The organism is Streptomyces cyanogenus (assembly GCF_017526105.1).
Lineage (GTDB): Bacteria > Actinomycetota > Actinomycetes > Streptomycetales > Streptomycetaceae > Streptomyces > Streptomyces cyanogenus.
In genome coordinates this window covers 8,727,364-8,747,959 of record NZ_CP071839.1, presented here as the reverse complement: position 1 = coordinate 8,747,959, position 20,596 = coordinate 8,727,364, and the positions used below count along the sequence as shown (strand labels likewise).

Annotated in this window: 10 protein-coding genes and 2 pseudogenes; 2 read left to right on the top strand and 10 right to left on the bottom strand. The window is 66.7% G+C overall.

Annotated features, from left to right (window positions below; translation table 11 throughout):
* Nucleotides 1–37 precede the first annotated feature (37 nt).
* Complete coding sequence (locus S1361_RS38620) at nt 38–1,051, top strand: helix-turn-helix domain-containing protein (RefSeq protein ID WP_208029833.1); 1,014 nt, start codon at nt 38–40, stop codon at nt 1,049–1,051.
* A 1,757-nt stretch (nt 1,052–2,808) separates the two neighbouring features.
* Here S1361_RS38620 and S1361_RS38615 read toward each other — a convergent pair.
* From S1361_RS38615 to S1361_RS38570, 9 genes and pseudogenes are all read right to left on the bottom strand, one after another.
* Nucleotides 2,809–3,333, bottom strand: a complete 525-nt coding sequence (locus tag S1361_RS38615; protein ID WP_208029834.1) for a hypothetical protein — start codon at nt 3,331–3,333, stop codon at nt 2,809–2,811.
* 1,883 nt (nt 3,334–5,216) lie between these two features.
* Nucleotides 5,217–5,426 (bottom strand): annotated as a pseudogene (locus tag S1361_RS38610) (hypothetical protein); the annotation flags it as partial.
* Nucleotides 5,427–5,543: 117 nt separating this feature from the next.
* Entirely contained in the window at nt 5,544–5,810 is a 267-nt protein-coding gene (locus tag S1361_RS38605) for a YrhB domain-containing protein (RefSeq protein ID WP_208029835.1), read from the bottom strand.
* Complete coding sequence (locus tag S1361_RS38600; protein WP_425087954.1) at nt 5,810–12,256, bottom strand: RHS repeat-associated core domain-containing protein; 6,447 nt, start codon at nt 12,254–12,256, stop codon at nt 5,810–5,812. The genes S1361_RS38605 and S1361_RS38600 overlap by 1 nt, the downstream gene beginning before the upstream one ends.
* 309 nt (nt 12,257–12,565) lie before the next feature.
* Nucleotides 12,566–16,108: a LamG-like jellyroll fold domain-containing protein gene (locus S1361_RS38595; protein WP_243769473.1), complete on the bottom strand. Its 3,543-nt coding sequence runs from the start codon at nt 16,106–16,108 to the stop codon at nt 12,566–12,568.
* 634 nt (nt 16,109–16,742) lie between these two features.
* Nucleotides 16,743–17,107 (bottom strand): annotated as a pseudogene (locus S1361_RS38590) (hypothetical protein); the annotation flags it as partial.
* Nucleotides 17,108–17,382: 275 nt separating this feature from the next.
* Nucleotides 17,383–17,550 (bottom strand): hypothetical protein, encoded by a 168-nt coding sequence (locus S1361_RS38580; protein ID WP_199808327.1) that lies wholly within the window; start codon nt 17,548–17,550, stop codon nt 17,383–17,385.
* Nucleotides 17,551–17,674: 124 nt separating this feature from the next.
* Nucleotides 17,675–17,968 carry a hypothetical protein gene (locus S1361_RS38575; protein WP_208029837.1) on the bottom strand — a complete coding sequence of 98 codons (294 nt, stop codon included), beginning with the start codon at nt 17,966–17,968 and terminating at the stop codon, nt 17,675–17,677.
* Between the two features lie 491 nt (nt 17,969–18,459).
* Nucleotides 18,460–19,128 carry an HNH endonuclease family protein gene (locus tag S1361_RS38570; protein WP_208029838.1) on the bottom strand — a complete coding sequence of 223 codons (669 nt, stop codon included), beginning with the start codon at nt 19,126–19,128 and terminating at the stop codon, nt 18,460–18,462.
* Nucleotides 19,129–19,342: 214 nt separating this feature from the next.
* On the opposite strand from S1361_RS38570, the gene S1361_RS38565 reads away from it, so the two are divergent.
* A complete protein-coding gene (locus S1361_RS38565) occupies nt 19,343–19,543 on the top strand; it encodes a DUF6207 family protein (protein WP_208029839.1) in 201 nt (66 codons plus the stop codon).
* Nucleotides 19,544–19,708: 165 nt separating this feature from the next.
* Here the strand turns inward: S1361_RS38565 and S1361_RS38560 are convergent, their stop codons facing one another.
* Nucleotides 19,709–20,341 (bottom strand): HNH endonuclease family protein, encoded by a 633-nt coding sequence (locus tag S1361_RS38560; RefSeq protein WP_208029840.1) that lies wholly within the window; start codon nt 20,339–20,341, stop codon nt 19,709–19,711.
* Nucleotides 20,342–20,596: the final 255 nt, after the last annotated feature.

The following is a 20,596-nucleotide window of genomic DNA, read 5'->3' as shown; positions in this document are numbered from 1 at the left end:
GTCCCGGCCCCCGGGCCGGACGGAAAGGAGACCGGTGATGGCCCGTACCCCTGACCCGCTCCCCCAGCGGGACGATCCAGTGATCAATCTCGCGCGGTTCCTGCGTACCACGCAGGCCGACGCCAGCACGATCACCGAGCCCATGACCTTGAAGAAGATCTCGCAGCTGTCCGGGGTCTCGGAGGGCTCGCTGTCCAAGGCGCACAACGGCGACCCCCGCATCTCGTGGCGGACCGTGGAGGGCTGGGTCCGCGCTTGCCGCGGTGACCTCATGGCCGCGCGCCGCCTGTGGAACAAGGTCCACGAGATGCAGCAGGCGACAGCCCCCGCCGACGCGGCCGCACTGCAGGCCCGGGCGTTCGGCTACTGGGAGCACACCCGCGGCCGGGCGATCGTGCCGGGCCTGGAGACCGAGGCGCAGTTCCTCCTCTGTCTGAGCGCGCTGCGCAAGTACGTGGGCATGTCGCTGCGCGAGTTGTCGCAGGCCACCGAGCGCAGCGGTGTCCCCTACAGTCACGCCACCCTGGGTGCCGTCCTGACGGGAAAGCGCGCCATGACCTTCGAGCACCTGGCCGCGATCCTGGCCGGCTGCGGCGTGCCGGTACGCCAGCAGCAGGGGTGGGCGCGCGCCTTCGCCAAGTTCGACCCTGCGCGTGACGTGCGCACCGGCTGGAACCCGCGCTCCTTGCGCAGGTCCCGCCTGGTGGAGCCGGCCGGCGAACAGGTCGAGGAGGTCGTCTCCTCCCCCGCGCGCATGCGCTTCGCGTCCGTGCTGGAGCGTGCGCTGACGGAGGAGGGCGTGACCATCAAGGTGTTCGCCGCGCGCGCCAAGCTGGACATGCCGCTCGTCGACCGCCTGTTCGCGGGCAAGTTCCTGCCCGCCCACATGCTCGCCCGGGCGAGCGAGGCGGCTGCCGGGGCGAGCCCCCGGACCCGGAGGGAGCTCACCGTCCTGGTGCAGGCGCTCGTGCGCTCCCTCACCCCCGGGGAACGGCGGGAGTGGGGCAGGTTCTGCCGCGAGAGCGGCATCGCCGAGTCCTGGGCCGGGTAACCGGCCTGCTTCTCGAAGGGGCGGGTGCGAGGTGTTCGTTGACCTCGCACCCGCCCCTTCTGCGATGTGCAGCTGGGCAGGGGGCCGGCGACAAAAGTCCGCTGCTGCGCCACGGCGTGGGCCTGTTCAGGAGGAGCGGGATGCCCGCCGTGCGGGCCGGCGCCCGTCGGCCGCTCGCCACCGACGGCACCTCGTACGAGGGGCTGGGGCTCGACGCTGTGTTCTGCGTGCCCGGCTGCGACCTCCTCCGCCGCCGCTCCTCGGGGGCCCGGGGCCACCGGTCGTGGCCTGGCCTGCAGCAGTATGGACGACAGTCAAGGGTGCGCCGGTGCTGCGACACCGTACACGTGCAGCGTGGTCGGTTCCCCCCGGGGGCGGGCGGGTCGGTCGCGCGCCGCGCCAGCCTCGCCCGTGCCCCCGTCCTCGTCTGCTGGCCAGATGCCCTGGTTGAGCCGGTGGCCACGACGGCCGGCAGCACCGCCTGACCCGCTGCCGTAGCTCCTCGAACTCGCCTCTCCGTCTGCCCGGCACCTCCACCGGCGCCGGGGTCTTCTCGTCGAGGGCGTCGACGCCGACCGCCATGCCGGAGAAGGTCGCCGCGTCAAGGGCGGTGGACCGTACGGCTGCGTGGTCATCGCCCAGCTCACCGAAGCGGCACGCAGCGGCACGCAGCGGCACGGACAGCGTCTGCATGGGGGCTGCTCACCTCGCGACGACGGCGGGCACGGCACTGGTCGAACGGCCACGGCCAGCCCACGCCCCCCTTCGTGGGAGGCGCCACGCCGTCCACCGCCGCGGTGACGGTGGTGCGCAGGAGGAGGACCGCTCCAGCCATGTGACGTGGGGCATGCCCTATGCCGACGCTGCCGAAGGCAAGGCGGAGCGGGGGCGTCGCGGACACCGAGCAAGGTGCCCGCGACGCCCGCGTCGACCTGCTGCCGGTTCCCTCCTCCAACTGCCTTCTCTCCTTTTTCGAATGCGACCCGCCTGCCGGAGCACCACGGTGGGCGAAGGTCCGTACAAGATGGCGGATCTCCTGGCAACGATTCGACGAAGCGCAGGCCCGGGACGCCTCACGGCGTCGCAATCGACGCCTCTTCCTGTTCGCCGATGCTGGAGTCCGTCCGGTAACCGTGCACCGCTGGGTCCGTCCCACGCTGCCAGGAAAATAGAGCCGTGTGAGATGTTTTCTTCGCGGTTTATACGCCATGACAGAGGGATACCTTTGGCGACCGCTTGCTGGGTGCGCGCCGAGCCTCGGGAGGGGTGGCTCCCGATTGCCTCAGTCTCAAAAATGAATCGCGCCAAAGATGAATTTCTGTCCATTTTAACCTTGCATGATAAGTGCACTCTAATCACGGTTGCAAATTTGCTATCCTGCATCGCGCTCGTGCATGGCACGGCGCCAGGAGGACAAGGAGCCCGTCTGTGCTGAGAATCTCGCCAGATGCCGCTGACCGCGCGCAGGAATCACCGCGCGCCGACGCTCCGGCAATCGCTCCGTTCCCCCGTTGCACCGGCGGCGGCCTGGGCACTGCACGGGCCTACTGGCGAGACCGGCGTGCAGGTGCCGCGAATTGCGGAGTGGCAGCTCGTGCGAGCGGCATGGGGGTGAAGCCTGCCCGGAGGAACTGATCAGACGGCTCGAAGAGCCGCGCGCGCAGGACGATGCCGGCGCGCCTTGGAATCCTGCCTCAGATCCCAGCAGGGCCCGCTCAGCCCGATTTCCCATCCCCAGCCCGCGGAGACCGTGGTGCCTACGTGTCGTGGAGGGCACTCTTCGCCGCGTCGACGAAGCGGCTGAGTGCCGCCCAGTAAGGGCTGTAGCAGGCGTCGAAGCGGGCCTCTGCGCCTGCGTCTCCGGCAATGACGGAGTTGAGGGCCTGATACGGATCAGTTGTCGCCTGCTTCACCGCGTACGCTGCAGCAGCCGCCTCGTCCGGCCCCTCCAGTTCGATGACTCGCACAGCCCGCCTCAAGTCGCCGTAGGTGTCCCGGATACGGTCGCGGAAATCCTTGAGCGTCACCGACCGGCTTTCAGGGTCGCTGAAGCGGTGGACTTCGGACACCTTCCAGTACAGCTCAGCCATCCGCTGGCCCTGTTGGATGAGGGCCAGGTAGGCGGACCGACGAGCCTCGTGCAGCCGCTGCATGCGCTGCGACGATGCCGCCGCGTCGGCCTGGATGCGGGCTGCTCTGGTGTTGCCTCGGCTGGTCACCCAGCTGGCCAGAACAGCAGTTCCGCCGGTGAGCGCGGCAATCCAAAACGTATTGTCAGCCACACTCGGCAGTGTCAGGGACCAGTGCTACAGCCGCCAGAGTGCGCTCGAGCATTTGCATGTAGCCCCGCCAGAAGCCCTGTCGGGTGAGGACCTGCGTTGGGCGAAGAGCGGGACTGGTGAGTTCTCAAGGATTCTCATCAACGACTCGCGTGGTCAGGCAACTCCGCGTACCCATGGGCTACTGCAAGCATTCCCCATGTCAGCTGCACAGCACTTCCCTCGCAAGTGGCGGCTGATGCAAGGCTGCCCGCGCAACAGCCGGGCCAGGCGGCAAAGACACCCAGAGTGCGTCCCTGACGGGACCGTTGAGAGTTCATGCTCACGTCCTGAGACAGATCTGGGGCTGGACTGTTCGCGTTGCTCCTGAGATGCCGGACCCGACACTGCAGGCGCCCGCGCCATCCCGACGAGCCGGCCAGTCTCCGCTTTCGGCGCATGGGCGGGGCCCAGCAGCTGGGCCCCGCCACACACACAGAGGCGCAGGTGAGGCTGCAACCAGCACCCACGCGATGCTTCCGTCACCCCGTCTGGACCAACAGATGAAGAATGACGAAGAGCCAGGCACAGGAAGGCCCCAATTCGGTTGCCGCTAACCGTGCCTGAAGCGAACCATACGCGACTCGCTTCGGTTCCTCAGCATGGGCGAGGAGCCCGAAGAACCGGAAGCCAGCGAGACAGTGCGAGACAGATCTGAAGAACGGATAGCTCTGACCTGCTCAAACGCTGTGGTCATCTCCGGTTGTTCAGCTGGATCACTGAGTCCAACACTACGGGTTTGAGGCACAGTTGGCCGCAACTGATGGGGCTGGTCCCAGGTTGCCTTTCCCGCGCGATTGGCGCCAGTACTGCGCGGGAAGACGAGACAGCGCAAAAGAATCATGCCCTCAGACGCCGCAACGCACGCCTGATTCACGGCTGAGCGGCTGGTACTCAAAGCATGCCTACAGGTCCTTCTCAGTCAGACGCCACGGCTGCGGCCAACAGCAGGCCACGCCTGGTGGGAGCCTGCCGGAGGGACTCCCGCCGGGCATCGGGCTCTGGCCGGCTCCTGGCGCCCCTCGCAGCAAGAGGATGCCGGACACGGACCAGGAACAACGGCCGCGGGCAGCCCTCGCCAGGGCAGCAGGTACGGCCAGGGCGGACCAGCGACCGGCAGTTGGCGCCGACTCTTCATCCTCTGGCGCTCCGCGCGCTGCCAGACACGTAGGCCCTCACCGATCGGATCTCAAAGAAACGGCACTCTTCTGCCTACTCACCAGCCGACTGAGGAATCCGAGCAGCCGGGTGGCCGGCCATTGGGCGCAAGCAACGCGCCCCCGCTCGACACACACAGGTCATCCTGGCGGGGACATTCCTTCGGTCCCGTGCTTCATCAGCACCCCGGACCGCTACTGGACAGCGTCCAACCCCTGAATTCACAATTGCAATTTAATATTGAATTCCTGCTGGTGGTCGGTCCTCGGGTCGCAGCAGGTCATCCTGAATTACGCCCTCACTCGAATGAGACGGCATGCCGATGGCGGCCGCGGGCAACAGGACAACGTTCTCCGGCTGCGCACACTCCCGGCCAAGCCGTTCAGCGAGTCGGCATGGACGTCGCTCGTCCGACGCGAGACAGTTCGTCGGCTGCTGCGCTGTCGTATGTGCAGGCACCACAGCGCGCTCTTCACAGCAGGCCTGCAGCAGAGAGAGAACGGCAAGGGCAAGCGTGGTCGTGTCGGCAAAGGTCTCCCCGGCCCGCAGAGCGGAGCCACAGCTTGCGCCGGTATGCCGAGCCAGAAGGCCTGCCAGTCCGGCGGCGAGCAGACCGAACACCGTGGTGACGGCCAGAGCCAGTACCAGCAGTGGGTCTGTAAACGAACGGTGTGATCAGGGTGGTTGGGTTACTGGCGGGCTGCTGAAAGTCGGCCGTCGAAGGTGATGTCGAAGGCGTTCAGCGCGCTCTTCCAGCGCATGGTCCAGCGGGCCTGGCCCTTGCCGGTGGGATCGAGCGACATGATGGCCATGTAGACGCACTTCAGGGGGCCTGCTCGTTCGCTGAGTGCTCCCGAACTCACGCCGGAGGGCTGGTTCCCACGTGCGGGAACCAGCCGTAACGCATGTCTGTGAGCTACCGGGCTCAACAGGGCACTGAGCGTCGTGGGCCGCTTGATCGTGGCGAGAACGCCACCGCCCTACTACGTCAGGACAGCTCCGTCGATGCGATCTCCTTAGCGGTTCCTCCAGAACTCCCGCTCTTCCAGGAGGCCGAATCTTGCCTGTCCGGTACTCATGTCCACCAGAATCGGCCAGCAGTCCAGAAGCTGGATACTAGAGTCACGAGTCTCCAGAAATTGGACTGAATTATAAGGGGCAATGAGATAGCCCTCCTTCACTCGAACTCGCCCCCAGTCGATCGCCAGCTCCGGCTCGGCGACGTCCCGACTAGCCTGCAGGAAGGAGTTCGCAATCTCGCGAGCCTCTTTTTCCGAAATCATCAGTTTGTCCTCATGAACTTGTAGGAGTCCCAGCCTGCAGCATGGCCGGCACTGCCGCTCTGACCATCAAGGAAGGTGACGCGCCCACGGATATTAATCACATTGAAAACGTGACCCCCATCCGGGTCCAGGCCATGAACGATCCCTCTGGCGCCATTTCCAGCTTTCTGCATATCGGCTACGATATTCGAGAAGCTCCTATTTCGAAACTTGCGACCGTACAGGTTTTCGATCACATCCACGTCGCCACGCGGGAGCCTGGGCAGGGCATTAGAGCGAGTACCGTCGGCGAGCATAAGATCCAAAGAGACCACGCATGCTCGACAATTAGTTTCCCCGCCTTTCGGGTTAATTAGACCTTTGAGGCCTGTTTCAGGAGTGTAGTACGTGCCGCCAAGGATGGTACTGCGCCCCGGACTCCAAGCGCCTGCACCCTCAGCCACCAAGCCTTCGCTCGCCGCACCGCCTCTGGCACCTATGGCAGCGAGAAGGTTGTTGTAGATGTCAGACGTACCCTGCTGGTAAGTAGAGCTAGCCGGATCGGCTCCCTGCGATGCGGCCCATTCATCGTAGGAATCGGCTACTTCGCAATCCTCCGCTCCGAACCAGCAGAGCGGGTATCCGGCTTTCATGCCCCACTCGCCAACCTGGGCAATTGCATGGCCCCAACCAAGGGCCACTTGGGCGACGCTTTCGTCGCCAGGGCCTTTAACTGCACGGCTTGCGGTATTGCCTGAACTGCCGGTATGCGAGGTGCCCGTCGCATTGTAGTGAATCTTGCCGCAACTTCCGTTGTGGCAGCTTCCTGCGCTGGGATTGCCCGGGTCGATCGGACCGTCCGTGATGGTTTCACCGGGCTTGTCATCATCGAAAATCACGCGGCCCTTGGGTACCCCCACTCCGCATGCGTCAGCGAAGCACATACCGGTCGGGTCCGACTGGGTGATTGGCGAGTTTCCGGCGTAGCTGTACCCGTTCAGGGACTGGTGCTGGTCTGTCGCGAGGATTGGGTCGACGCTGATGAACTGGGCCGTGATGGGGTCGTATTCGCGAGCGTCGACGTGGGTCAGGCCGGTTGAGTCGTCGGTGGGTTTACCGAGGAAGGCCTTGTCGTCGGGCCATGACGTGGGCTTGGTTCCGCGGGGGGCGCCGAAGGGGGTGGTGTAGCGCTTGGTGATGGCGTAGGTGGTGGAGTCGAGGGTGATGCTGGAGGTGCCATGGTGGTCGGCGGCCAGGAAGCTGAGCTTGGTGCCAGAGACGCCCGAGGCGGCCGTGCGGACGGCGATGGTCTGGCCGTTCGCTGTGTAGTAGCGGGTGCCGGAGACGGTCTTCGTGGTGCCCTTGACGGTGAGGTGGAGTTCTGTGCCGGCGCCCAGGTAGAGGACTGTTTCGCCGTCTCCCTTAGCGCGGCGGATCAGTAGCTCGCCGTTGGCGTCGTAGAGGTAGTTGGTCTCCTTCGTGTTTTCGGTGAGCTTGGTCAGGTCGCCTTCGGTGTTCCAGATCAGCGTTTGCTGGGCCGTGGGGCCGGGGCGGGAGATGGTGTTGCCGCTGCTGTCGTAGGTATAGGTGCCGGTGCGGGTGCCTGCGATGTTGTCGAGAGTATGTGGCTTGTTGTCCTTGGTGGTGTCGTTGTAGGTGTAGGTCGTGGACTTGTCACCTGTGATGGTGTGCTGGGTCTCGGTCCTGCGCTGACCGGCCGTGGTGTAGGTGTACGACGTCCAGTAAGGGGCTGCGCCGTCCAGATTGGCGGTCGTGCGGCTGGATGCGGCGCAGTCCGCGGTCTTAGGGGTCCAGGCTTCGGTCATGCGGCGGTTGCCGTCGTAGGCGAAGCACTGGTAGTCGGCCTTGGTTGTGCCGCCCTGGGTGGTGGCGTCGAAGATGGAGGTGACGTTCCCGGCGTCGTCCTGGGTGAACTTCAGTTCCTGGGCCATGTAGCCGTGGACGTCGTCGGTGACGTAGGAGCGGGTGAGGCGGCGGGTGCCTTCTTCGTATTCGAGGTTGAGGTAGGCCTTCTTCGCTGAGGAGGTGCCGTCCTTGCCCAAGGTGAGCTGCTGCAGGTCTCCCTGCGGGGAGAAGGCGGCGGCCTGCTGGTAGCCGGAGGTGCCGCCTGCGTAGACCTGCTGGCCCAAAGCGTTGAATTTGTAGGAGACCGCTTCGGAGGGCAGGCCGCCGATAGCCGGGGAGGAGTACTGGCTGACTGAGCCGTTCAGGTTGTAGCCCGTGGTGAAGGACAGTTTGTTGGCCACGTAGCCGTCCTTGACCAGGGGCTCGGTGGCGGGCAGGAGTAGGTCGCTGCCGGTGACGTGGTACATGGCGTCGTAGGCGGTGACCTTTTCCGTGTAGGCCTTGCCGGCCGTCGTCGCGCCGCCGTCGTAGCGGGTGGCAGTGTCCATCTGGCCCTTGGCGAGCTGGTCGAACTCCCAAGCGGCGAGCCTGTTGGCGTCGGACTTGTCGGCCTGCCACATGCCCGTCTTACGGCCGAGCACGTCGTACTCGTACAGCAGCTTCTTCGACGCGTCGGTATTAGGGGTGGTGCTGACGATCTGGTCGAGGTCGTTGTACGCCGTTGCGGTTGTGCCCTTGTCGGGGTCGGTGGCCATGATCTGTCGGCCGAAGAGGTCGTAGGTGTAGGACCACATGCTCTGGTCGGGGCCGGTGACCGTCTTCTGCTGACCGGCGGAGGTGTAGGTGTAGTCGGTGGTGGTGAAGTTGGTGCCGGTCGGTGTGGGGCCGGCGTATTCGCGGCGCTGGGTCATCTGGCCGAGTGCGTTAGTGACCACGGCGGTTGCCTGGCCGCCGGCCGGTGCGGTGGTGGTGACGGTGTCGCCGGTGTAGGTGGTTTCGGTGGTCCAGCGAGTGACGCCGTGGACCTTGGTCACCGCCTTCGTCGGCCTCCCGGCTCCGTCGTAGGTGCTGTCCATCTGGATCGGAGCCTGGCCACCGGAGGCTTCCACAGCCTGGGAGCTGGGCAGTGAGGTGCTGTCCCAGATGTCGGAGTGCTGGCTGACCGCGAGACCGCGCGCGTCGTACTCCGAAAGAGCGATGAGACGGCCGCCCTGGGGGGTAGGGCTCTGGACCTGGCGGGAGCGCAGCAGGGAGTCGTAGAACTCGTAGGTAGTGTTGTAGCCGGAGCCGTCGTGCCTGAGGGTGGCGGTGGAGACCCAGGGCATGTCCGCGCTGGTGACGTGATAGGCGTAGACGTAGTTGGGGGTTTTGCTCAGGACTTTGAGTCGGTTGGGCAGCCAGAGCTTGGTTATGCGGCCGAGGCTGTCGTACTCGCTCTCGGTGACCTTGCTGTTCGGGTCGGTGACCTTGAGGGCCGCTCCCGTCGCGAAGTCCAGTTGTGTCTCGGTCGCGTATGTCTTGGCGTCGGCGGCCATTGTCGTGGTCAATGGGCCGGTGTCCGCAGGCGTGTAAGTGGTCGAGGCGACCGTCTGGTCGTTGGTATCGGTGACGGTCTTGGGGCGGCCGAGGGTGTCGTACGTTGTCTTGGATACCTTCTGCCAGGCGGGGGTTTCGTCGCTGCCGTAACCCTTGGCGCGTCCCGTCCAGGTGGCGTCGCCCCTGGTGGGCTTCTGGGAGGCCGACCATGTGGTGGCCGTGGTGTCGTCGTAAACGGTGGCGGTATCGGAGATGACGTCTCCGGGACGTGCGGAGTCACCGGGCAGATCGAGTGCCGAGTCGGCGGTGGCGCAGGTGGCGGCGACCATTCGGGTGCGGGAGACAAGGGAGTTGATGCCCTTGTCGTCGTTGCGGGCGTACCAGGTGCGGGTGCACTTTTCGTCGTCGTCGACCGCGTCGTCGCCTTGGTTCTCGACAGTTGAGGCCATGCCGTAGTCGTCGTAGGTCGTCTTGACCGTGTTGACCCGGTCGTAGGGGGTGAGCTTGCTGGTGATGTTGGTGCGAGTGTGGGTGGCGGCGGTGCGGACGTAGTACGCCTCGGTGTCCGCATACGACTTGTGCTGGGTCGCGGTCCGCTTGGACCAGGGGTCGTTGATCGTGCCGCCGACTTCCGCGTCACCGTTGTAGGTGACCGACTCGCGGGTGAAGCCCGCGTACTGCTCGGCGTCCGTGATCTGGCCGGCCTTGATGCCCGAGACGGTGACGGTCTTGCGTTTGTCGGCGGCGGAGGTCTTGCCGTCCGAGCCCAGTACGCGGTCACCGTTCATGCCACGCAGGTAGACCGTGGTCTCCTTGCTTTGGGTGCGCCCGGAGATGCCGGTGAGGTGGGTGACCTGCTGGTAGCCGCGCCAGATGGACCAGGTGCGCTCCTTGGCGGGAGTCATGGGGTCCTCGTCGTAGTGCCACGCACCGCCGCCGGTGTACTGGTAGCTGTGCTGTACGGCTTCGGATCCGCCGTGGGGGTCGGTGGTGGACACCGAGCTGACCGGGTACTTCTGGAACCAGTCGAGCTTGGGGTCCTTCTCACCGTTGGGTGACCAGTACACCGGGTAGCAGCGTTTGGTGTTCTCGTCCAGCTTGGGCTTGGTGCCGGCGGCGGAGCAGTCGGCTTCCCGGTAGGTGACGATGGTCTGGGCGCCGGTCTCGGAGGTGACGGTCTTCAGGCGCGGCTTGTTCAGCGGCAGGATGTTGTCGGCCTGGCCGTCGACGCGGTTGGGCAGCATCACGTGGTCGAACTTGACCGGGTCGAGGGAGAGGTCGGTGCCGCGCTTGCCGGTGTGCTTGATCTCGTCGAGCCAGAGGGACTGGTCGGTGGAGTCCCCGGTGTCACCGGGGTCGAGGTAGAGGTGCTTGAGGGACCAGACGTCGACCGGCTCGAAAGCGGGGGTAGTGGCCTTGGCGTTCCAGGCGTAGGTGGTGATCGTCGTCAGGCGCTTGCGGGTGAAGAACGAGGGGCCGAGGTTGCCGGTGCACTTGTCGCCGTCTTTGCAGACCGAGTCGAAGGGGACGTCGGGCCAGTTGTCGCGGGTGTCCTTGGTCAGTGAGTCGCAGCCGGTGCCCGAGGCGAGGCATCGCTCGTCGTAGGTGAAGACGACCTTGTCGGAGGCGGCCGGGGAGGCGGAGAAGAGCTTGTCAGCGCGCTGGCCGTAGCGGATTTCCTTCAGGTAGCCGCCGCGGACGTAGTCGGTGCCGGTGTTGTCGTCGCCGAGCTTGTCGTAGTTGTTGTGCTCGGCGGTGTACCAGTAGGAGGAGGCGTTGCCGTGGGTGTCCTCGACGTAGTCGAGGTTCCAGCGCCAGGCCTGCTTCTTGGCGCGCTCGGCGAAGGTGTCGCCGGCGGTGAAGCCGGGCTCGACGGGGTCGTCGCCGAAGACGGGAACGGTCCAGACCGAGTTGGTGCGGTCGTCGGTACCCGCGCCGTCGAGCTTGTTCAGGCCGAAGACGTACTTCGTGCCGTCACCGGTGACGACCGTCCAGTGCTCGCCCTGGCCGTCGATGCCGGTGGAGCCCTCGTCGCCGTTGTCCGCACCGGTGGAGTGCGTGACGGTGGAGGCGTCGTCGTCCTTCAGCCGCCACCTGCCCGTCTCGTCGTCCTTGACCAGCTCGGTGGCTTTGCCGTTGAGGACGAGCGAGGCGTTGTCGTACTTCCAGCACAGGTCGTACTTACCGTCCTGGCCGTCGTCGTCGCAGGAGCCGTATCTGCGCTCGATGTAGGAGGAGGTCAGGTCGAAACCGGTGCCGATCTGACTGCCCTGGTTGTTGGAGTTCGCCGTCTGCCCGTCGACCGCGCCGGAGTCGTAGGAGATGGACAGATCCGGCTGGGGGCCGGCCGCGGCCGGGGGAACGCGCAGGGGGTAGGACCAGGTGAACGAGCCGGAGGAGCCGCCAGCCTCCCAGGTCGAGGAGGCGGACAGCGGCGTCGCCTTGTAGCTGCCGGTTCCGGACGTCGTGCCCGCCGCGAGGGCCAGCAGCATCGGCCGCCCGCCCGAGGCCAGGGCCACCGGGGCGGTGATGCTGTCGTTCTCACGGTCGTTGACCGCATCGAGGACGTCGCGCTGGTGGCACTTCGCGGCGGCCAGGTTCTTCAGCGCGCAGTCGGTCAGACGGACGATCTGAAGGCGGCTGGCCCAGTCGCCGCCGTAGGCGGAGGCGAAAGCGGAATAGTCGATGCCGAGGCGGGCCGTGCCGCCAGTCTGAGAGCCGGTGAGCTTGAGAACGACGCCCTTGATGCCGAGCTTGGCCACCGCCTTCTGGTCGAGGACCTCCACGGTGATGGAGGAAGCCCGCTTGCCCTTGCCGGGACGCGTCGCGGTGATGGGCAGAGAGCCGGGGGCGGCCTTGGCCGTGCCCTTGGCCGGGACAGTCAGCGACGCCTTGCCGGCGTTCGGCCAGGTGACCTTGCGCTGTTGGTCGTGTCGGGCCCGAGCCGCGGCCGTCTCGTCGGCCGCGGCTGCCTTCTTCACCTCGGCCGCCGCCTTCTTGTTCACCTTGGCGGTGAACGGACTGACCTTGGTGGCATGCGGAGGTTTCAGGTGCGGGCGGCCCAGGGGGTCGACGTCCGCGGCGAAGGCCACGGGGGTCAGCAGGCCGGGCAGGAGGACCAGGCCGGTCGTTGCGGCGATGCGCCGCAACCAGGGGTGTCTTGGCCCGGATCCACGGCCCGCAACGGGCCGGGGTATGCCAAAGGGATTCATGGTGGGTTCTTCCTACGCGGTGCCCGGCCGGCTCGGGCCGGGCGCATGCCGTTGAGGAGCAAGAGGCGGAGCAGAGAACGAGGGCGGCACACGTGCCGTGCGCGCCGGGTGGCACGGGGCTCCCCGCGGGTGGCGGTGGGCCCCGTGCTACGCGGTGCTTCGTCAGACGCTGTCCGGGGCGTCCAGAACCTGTGACTGGATTTGTTCGGAGTTCATCGCTCCGGTCCAGATCCGCAGGGATTCCAGTGCGCCGGGCAGGTAGTGCCCCGTGGAGCCGGCGGCTGTTCCCCTGCCTGCGGACAGCGTTCCACTGCCCTGCTGGACCGCGGAGAAGCCGGAGGCATCATCACCGGGCTGCTCCATACCACCGACGTACAGGTGAAGTCGGCCCATGCGATCCTCGGTCTTGGAGGAGTCAGTGGGGTCGGTCCACTGCCATGCTTCCTGCGCGTCATAGACGCCGGTGACGTCCACGCCCGTGTTGAGCTCGGCAAGGTCGCCGGCTGCCACCTGCGCGCTCGGGCTGACCTTGCCGTCCGTTCCCACGGCGGTGCGGGTGAACTTCCACTGGTAGGTGTCCGCTGCGGGCTTGACCACCCACAGCGCCCATGACGACTCTCCGCCGATCGCCTGGCCGGCCACCTGGGCCTGGTAACCGACGGGCTTGGCCGCCAGTTTGTCGGCGTCCAGCCGAACGTGAGCGGAGACGGTGAACGAGCCTGTCTCGTCGGTCACCGGGCCGGTCGCCGAGGCGTAGCCGGACGTTCCGTCCAAGAGCAGCGCGTTGTTGTCCTCGTCCAACACCGCGCCGGTGGACGACAGCGCCAGGGCTGGCGCCGGGTAGGGACTCAGCTCCTTGATCTGGGAGCCGGTCGAGGACGCGGCATCCCAGTATGCGACGAGTTCGCTGGCTGCCGTATCGTCCTCGGTGAGCTTGGCCTCCTGGGCGATTTGCTCGGGGCTGAGCGCGTACTGCCACACTGAGATCTCGTCGAGACGGCCGCGGAAGTTTTCACCATAGGCACCGTCGGCCAGTGAGCGGCCGAACTGCATACCGGCCGTGGATGCCCAGGGCTGGTAGGCGGAAGACACCGCGTTCAGCACGACGGGCTGGCCCTGCGGCCGGCCGTTGACGAACAGCTGGATGGTGTCGTTCGTCTTGTCCGTGTCAGCCTTGGTGTCGAAGACGGCTGCCAGATGGGTCCAGGCGTTCAGCGGCGGCGGCCCTGCATCGGCGATCGAGCGCAGGAAGACCGGGTTGTCCTTGACGTCGGTAGCGGTGCGGTTGAATACCCATTTCTTGTAGCCGGCGGAGTAGTACAGCGTGAAGGCCGAGGCATTCGTGCCTGGGGCCGACAACACCACGTGCGTCTGGGAGGCGTCGGTCAGGTAGACCCAGGACGAGATAGTGAAGGAGTCCTTGGTGTTCACGGCCGGCGCGGCGGTGGCGGCGTAGCCGGAGCGCTGGGTGTCGTCCGAGCCGTCGTTCAGCCACAACGAGTAGTCGGCATCGCCACGGCGGCCGAGGCTGGACCAGCCCGCACCCGCCGTCTGCAGTGTGGCGTCGTGCCGGGTGCCCTCCGTCGCCGTGTCCTTGGCCAGCGTCGCTCCCGATCCGGGGGCTGCGTCGTTGAAGTGCCAGCGTCCTACAGCGCCTGGGGGTGGGGACACCTTGAAGGTGAACTCTGCGGGCGTGCCCCATCGGTCGTGAACGTCCTTGGCCCGAACCGACAGCACCTGTGTGCCCGACAGGAGTGGAGCTACGTCCTTCACCGCGACCTTCGTCGTCCCGGCGACCGACTTGGTGCGCGTGGTCAGCAGCTTGTACTCATAGGCGGTGACATCGGTGTGCCCGGACGCATCGAGGTCCGCGGTGTTCGGCTGGAAGGTGAAGGTCCCGGGGATACCGGGGCCTCCCTTGCCTTCGCACAGGTTCGCTGTGCACTCGGTGTACGGAGAGCCGGCACTGATACGGGGCGCTTTGGGTGCGGTTGAGTCGATCTTGAAGTAGCACCAGGAGCTGTAGGGCGACCAGAGGTCGCCGCTCTTGCCGTCATACGACCAGTGCGACTGTGTTCGGGCCTTGTACCGGTACAGGCCCTTGTCGGCGCGATCGCTGGTCCGCAGCTTTTCCAGCGTCTCGTCCGGGTGCCAGCCGGTGTCGGGCATGTGCCCGGTCCACACCTGGTGCCAGGCGGCGTCGTCCCCGCGCTCGACCACGTACTCGGCCTGCAGGGAGCCTTCCTCGTCGCCCTTGTGCGCTTCGACCAGCGTCTGGACGCGGGCCTGGACCATCGGATCCTTACGCGTCACCACCAGAGGGTCGGAAGAGGATTTGTTGCAGTAGCCCGTTGTCCCGGTACCCGGGATCACGCCGACATTGGTGGGCACGCCCGGCTTGTAGGCGAACACGACCTGCAGTTCGGCGCTGTCATCGAACCGCTTCCACGCCCGCGGGTCACCCTCATCCTTCGCACGCAACATCAGGGTGAGCCGGCTGATCTTACCGTCCGCGAAAGAGCGGACGGTTCCGGTGAGGTTCTCGTCCGATTCTTTGGAGCTGTCGTTGAACTCTATCCACTTGTCCGGCTGGTCCGGGCTGCACAGGTCTCCGCGCCCCGCCGCGACGTTCTGGTCACCCATCAGGTCCAGCTGCTTAGGGCCGGGCCAGCGGGTGCCCTCGGAGATGTTGTCGGTGCGCACCAGGTCCAGCCAGTGCGGGTCGCAGTTGAACGACCAAGTCTCACGGGCCCGGAAGGTGGCATCCAAAACACGCTTGCCGGCCAGCTTGGTGGGGGCGAACTCGAAGTACATGCGGTCGACGTAGCCGCCGCCACAGTAGTAGCCGTCTGCGGTACCGCACTTGCCGACGCCCTTGTCGCCGTCGAACATCCAGAACTTGTCACCGTCGGAGGACAGCTTCGTACGCTCTGAGACACCCAGGCCGATCGCGGGGTCGATGTAGACGGGGTAGACCGTTTCCTTGCCGCGCAAGAGGTTCAGGTCCGGGTGCACGGCGATCGCATCGTCGTCGACCTTCACCGGCAGCACGGCGGTGGTATCACCCTGCCCCGGCTGGGAGGGATCATCGTTGTCCGGTCCCTGTGCGGGGGTTGCCGCGTTGGTGCGTGTCAGCTGGGTTTGGGGGCCTGTTTGGCTGTCACCGGCTGAGTCCCACATCTGCCCCGCCGGCCCGCGGAAGAGGGCGTTGCCGTCCTCGTCGATAGCGCGCAGGCCGCCACCCGCTCCCGGCACCACGGACAGGCCGTCCCCGGAGGCAGCGAGCTTGACCTGTTCCAGAGCGGGATTCTGCGCGGCCTGGGGGCTCTTGACGACGAGGATCTCCCGGTAGCCCTCGGCGGTCGCCGTCAGCTGCAGGTCCACACCGTCGAAGACGTTCGCGTAGGTGGCGGTCGGGCCGTTCAGCGTCGGCTCCGGCAGCGGCCCGCTCCAGTCCAGCGTGACCGACCGTCCGTCCTTGCCCAGACGGATCAGGCCCGATCCAGTGCCGGCGCCGGAGAACGACAGGTCCACCACCGCGCCCTTGGGAGCAATCCGCCCGTCCGGACGCCGCTCCAGCACCGGGTCCACCGTTCCCCAGCCGCCGCCCTTCTCCTTCACCCGCTGGGGAGTCGTGGACTGCGTGAGCGTGAACGAACCGTCCGGGTTCGCCTGGGTCGTGGAGTACTCGGTACGGTCCTCCATCACCTCCACCTGCTCCCCCGACGCCTGAGCCCGGGCCGAAGCCGTCACCTCATCCAGCACCGTCGTGCCCGTATCAGCGCTCAGCGTGGACGGCACAGATGCCCAGGCCGGTACCGCAGGCAGCACCGAGAGGAGCAGAGAGATCCCCACGCCCCCCAGCAACACACCACGAGATCTTCGAACTCTCCGCAACTGCCCCACATGCCCCCGCCAGTTGCCCATGCAACCCACCCCCGACACACAATCCACAAAGGTCCCGCAAAGTAAATGCACCGTCACAATGAGCGGTCAATCGAGTGTGTCTGGGGTCACAGAAGTATGGCCGAAAGTATCTGACCTGCGCAGACAGCAACGCGCTTCGATCCCCGTCTTGAATCGAGCCTCACCTCCACAGCCTGGATCAAACCAACCATCACGCCCGTGTAGACCCATAAACATCCAAATAAGAGACTAGGCTGTACGAGCTGCGGATACTGAGGCCAATCGCCAAGACAGGCACGCGCATCCGAACGAAGGCGGTGCGGATGGCCGCTGGTGCTAATAGGTGACCGGGGCGCTGCGGGAGTTCCGCCGGTTCGGGCTGACGCTCGAGCCAGCGGGGCCGTGCCGTGATCCGGGCGACGCGTCACGGTGATCATCGCGAGGCCACAACACCACCCGGAGCCTTGACCGACGCAGTGACAGCGAGTGGCTGCGTTTCAAGTCGTTCCAGGGGTGCTGGGGGCCTATGTCCTCGGTGGCTTGTGTCGATGCTCAGCCCCCAACGCATCTTGTCGGCCACCCAGTCGGTGACGTACTGGCAGCGGTAGCCGACAGCCGGCAGCAGCCACGTGGACGGGCCCTGGTCGGCCTTGGACCGATTCGAGGCGGCCGAGACCGCGATTAGGCGCGCTTGTAGCCGAGGTCGTTGGCGTAGACCTCACCTTCCTTCGCGCTCCAAGCGGAGGCGCCGGAGTCCCGGGCCTCGGCGAGCGGGACCAGCTGGTCGATGCCCAGACCCAAGCTCGTGTCGGCGACGACGCACAGTGCGTGCTCGCTCCACACCCGGCCGGGGTGGTGCACGTCGCGCCGTACGACCATCTGCCCCGGTCTCGAAGCTGTGCACCCGCATCACTCCAGCCGCAGGCCGGTGATCCGCTGCGCTCCCCCGCCTGACGGTCCTTCCGGCTGCGCCTCCAAAACCGTTGGGCCCGCCACGCGGTCCGGGCTGGCAACGAGAGCCTGAGGCTCGGGCAGGCCTGGTGGCTGGCTGTCATCAGGCCTGCCTCATGTGGTCAGCGTCTGCGGGCCCAGCCGGAGCCGATCCCTGCCACGTGCAGCGCCAGAGCAGTCAGTCCCAGCAGCATCACGTTCGTCGAAGAGAACACATCATTGGTGCTGAGGTCCGCTGCGTTGATCAAGAAGGACACGAAGAACAGCACCGCCGCGACTATGCCGAGCATGAAACGAGCTCCTCTCAAAGGGGGTGAAGCCCGTATGCCCGGCCACCGCCACCGCAGACGTAGGAACGCTCTGGAGCCGGTGCCGCTCGGTGCGAGCTGGTCGGCTCACCCTGGGGGCGGAGCATCAGGCGTGAGCGTGACGAGGACTTGCTGCCTTGTTCGAGGCTGCGTGATGCGCGGGCCGGCCCGTCTCGGGGACTTCCAGACGCCGCAGGGACAAGGCGGCGGTGACGAGGAGCCCGGTGAAGACAGCTAGGAGCAGGACGGACACCCACATCTGCCGACTCCCCGGCGCCTGCCAGCCGGTCCAGGTGACGCACACCGCCCACAGCAGGGCGCCCCCGGCGTAGAAAGAGCGGACCCGGTGCAGCTGCCGCACGGCCCGTAGGAACATGATGCGTTCGGTCTTCGGTGCCATGCGCAGTCGTGTACCCCAGGGCACGCTGTTGAACGGCTCGGGCGTTCTTACTGCCGTGCCTTTCACGTTTGCTCTTGTTGCTGAGTGCGCCCTTCGAAGTCGCGCCGCACCGCTGCACCTTCGTCTTCGGCCAGTCCTGCACCACCCTAAAAGTCCAGAACGGCACTGCAATGGTGGCACGGTTTCTCATCTTCGGCCGGCATGCCGCAGGTCTTGCAGAACTGGTTACCTTCGCTGCCGATCAGGCATTTCCACAGGGGAGTTCGCTGGGGCAATCCCAGCGCTCGCTGTGGTCAGTGAGGAGCGTTTCGGTGATGGGCGGAGCTGGCTGGATTTCACTTCCAGGGACGCTCGTAAGTCGATGCACGCACTCGCCCAGCCGTGGTAGACGCAGCCGTACGGGAAGAGCCGCCCGCAAGGGCTGACGGCCACCGCGAACGCTCGCCGGTGGCGTCTTCCCGTCAGGTCTGGACGGTTGGGCCGTTCCTGGATCAGCGGGCTGGTGTGACCGTGACGGGGACATTCGGACAGTTGCCGAGTACCTCGGTGAGCGCGGCCTGCTCGTCGGTGTCGATGCTCAGGCCCCAGCGCGTTTTGTCGGCCACCCAGTCGGTGACGTACTGGCAGCGGTAGCCGGCGGCCGGCGGCAGCCACGTGGACGGGTCCTGGTCGGCCTTGGACCGGTTCGAGGCGGCCGACACCGCAATCAGGGCGCGGTCATCGCCGAGGTCGTTGGCGTAGGCCTCGCGTTCCTTCGCCGTCCAGGCGGAGGCGCCGGAGTCCCAGGCCTCGGCGAGCGGGACCAGGTGGTCGATGTCCAGGCCGCTGGGCCCGTTGATGTAGCGGTCGTCGTACGGCGAATACCAGCGGCCGCCGCTCAGCTTGCAGCCCGGGCCCTGCACGGGCGCGACGACGGCCTCCGCCTTGAGCACCTCCGCCCGGGTGTTGCAGCCGTCCCGGTCGGCATCGACCCAGTGTTTGAACGCGGTGCGCTCGTAGCCGGTGCGGTCCTCGTCGGACACCGGAAGCTGGGCAAGGGCGTCGCGCACGGGCAGCGTGACGCTTTCGCCGGGCGCGGCAACGGGGGCGGCGTGGGCGGTCGCGGGGATGAGGAGAGCTGCGAGTGCTGAGGCCGTGGCGGCGGTACGGGGGATGCGCACGGGCGGGGGTCCTCTCGGGAGATCACGAGCAGTGCGTGATCTTCGTAGTGGCCCGCGCGCGCGACCCGCCCGGGAACCGGCACCGGCTCAACCCGATCGGGGGGAAAGTGGGATGACCAGCACCCCGCCCTGGCCGACGCGGTGTTGTCCTGCAGTCGGGTGAACTCCCGGCCGCCGGCGAACCCGCGGTCGCTGTGCAGGCGTGGTGGCGTTTATGGACATTCTCGAGGTGCACGTCTCGGAGCCGGGTCTGGTCGTCGTGGACATCGCGGCGGCCGACGATCAGACCGCCTTCGCCTTTCACTCGGCGCTGGCCTCGATGTGGGCGACGACCGCGGTGGAGCGCACGAGGCGGGATCCCGGTCAGCCCGGGGTCCGGCTGCGCTGCTACCTCGACATGCGTCAACAGCCCTGACCCGGCTCGCAGGCGCCTGGACGGCTGCGTTGGCGCGTCGCCGGGGGCCCGCACCGGCCGAGGCGAGGAAGAGGCTGCCTGCTGCGCGGCGGTGCGGCCGCGCCGCCGCGCTTCGCGCCGGCCGGCACGCCTGGTGCGGTGAGGCGTGCCGGCTTCGGTGCTGGGTCAGTTGGTGCAGGTGTCGAGCATGGAGGACAGTGCCGTCTTCTCCGCGTCGGTGGTGGTCAGCTTCCAGACGGACTTGATGTGGGTGTAGTCCTTGGCGTAGGTGCACCAGAAGCCGTGGTTGGCCGGCTTCCAGTCGGCCGGGCCGCTGTCGGACTTGGAGGTGTTGGAGGCCTCCGAGGCGATCAGCAGCTGCGGGTCTTTGAGGTCGTTTCCGAACGCTTTGCGCTGGTCGGCGCTCCAGTTGTCAGCGCCGGAGCGCCAGGCTTCGGCGAGGGGGACCATGTGGTCGATGGTGGCCTTGGTTACGTCGGTAACGGTGGTTTCGTCGTAGATGGAGTACCAGGAGCCGGATGCCGGCTGGCAGCTTCCGGGCTTGTCCTGGACGTCCTTGCCGTCGCGGGCCAGGACCGTCTGGCGGGTGGTGCAGCCGCCGGGCTGGCTGGACCAGATGTCGAACTTGTCGCGGGCGTAGCCGTCCATCGAGTGTGGGGCGGCGACGGTGAGGGCGGCCAGTTCCTGTCGGGCGGTCGCGGTGGACGGTGGTGCGGGCGGTTCGGCCAGGGCCGGGGCGGCACTGACACCGATCAGTACCAGGGTGGTGGCGGGCAGGCTGAAGGCGGCGCGGCGCATGAAGTCTCCGAAAGGTGTGGGGGGTTGGAGATGCGCACACGAGAAAACCGCAGCCGTGGCCGGCTTCGCTACGCGCGTGGACCACCTACGACAACTCCCCCACCCCGCCTTCACCACCACCCCACGCCCGCCCGTCGGGCATGGACGGCCGTGCCGAGCAGCCCCGGTCCCGGCAACGGGCCACCGCCAGGGCCCGGCACACGACGGGTGGACTGCCCCCCGGCTCGGGGGCAGCCCACCCTTCAAACGCCGCTG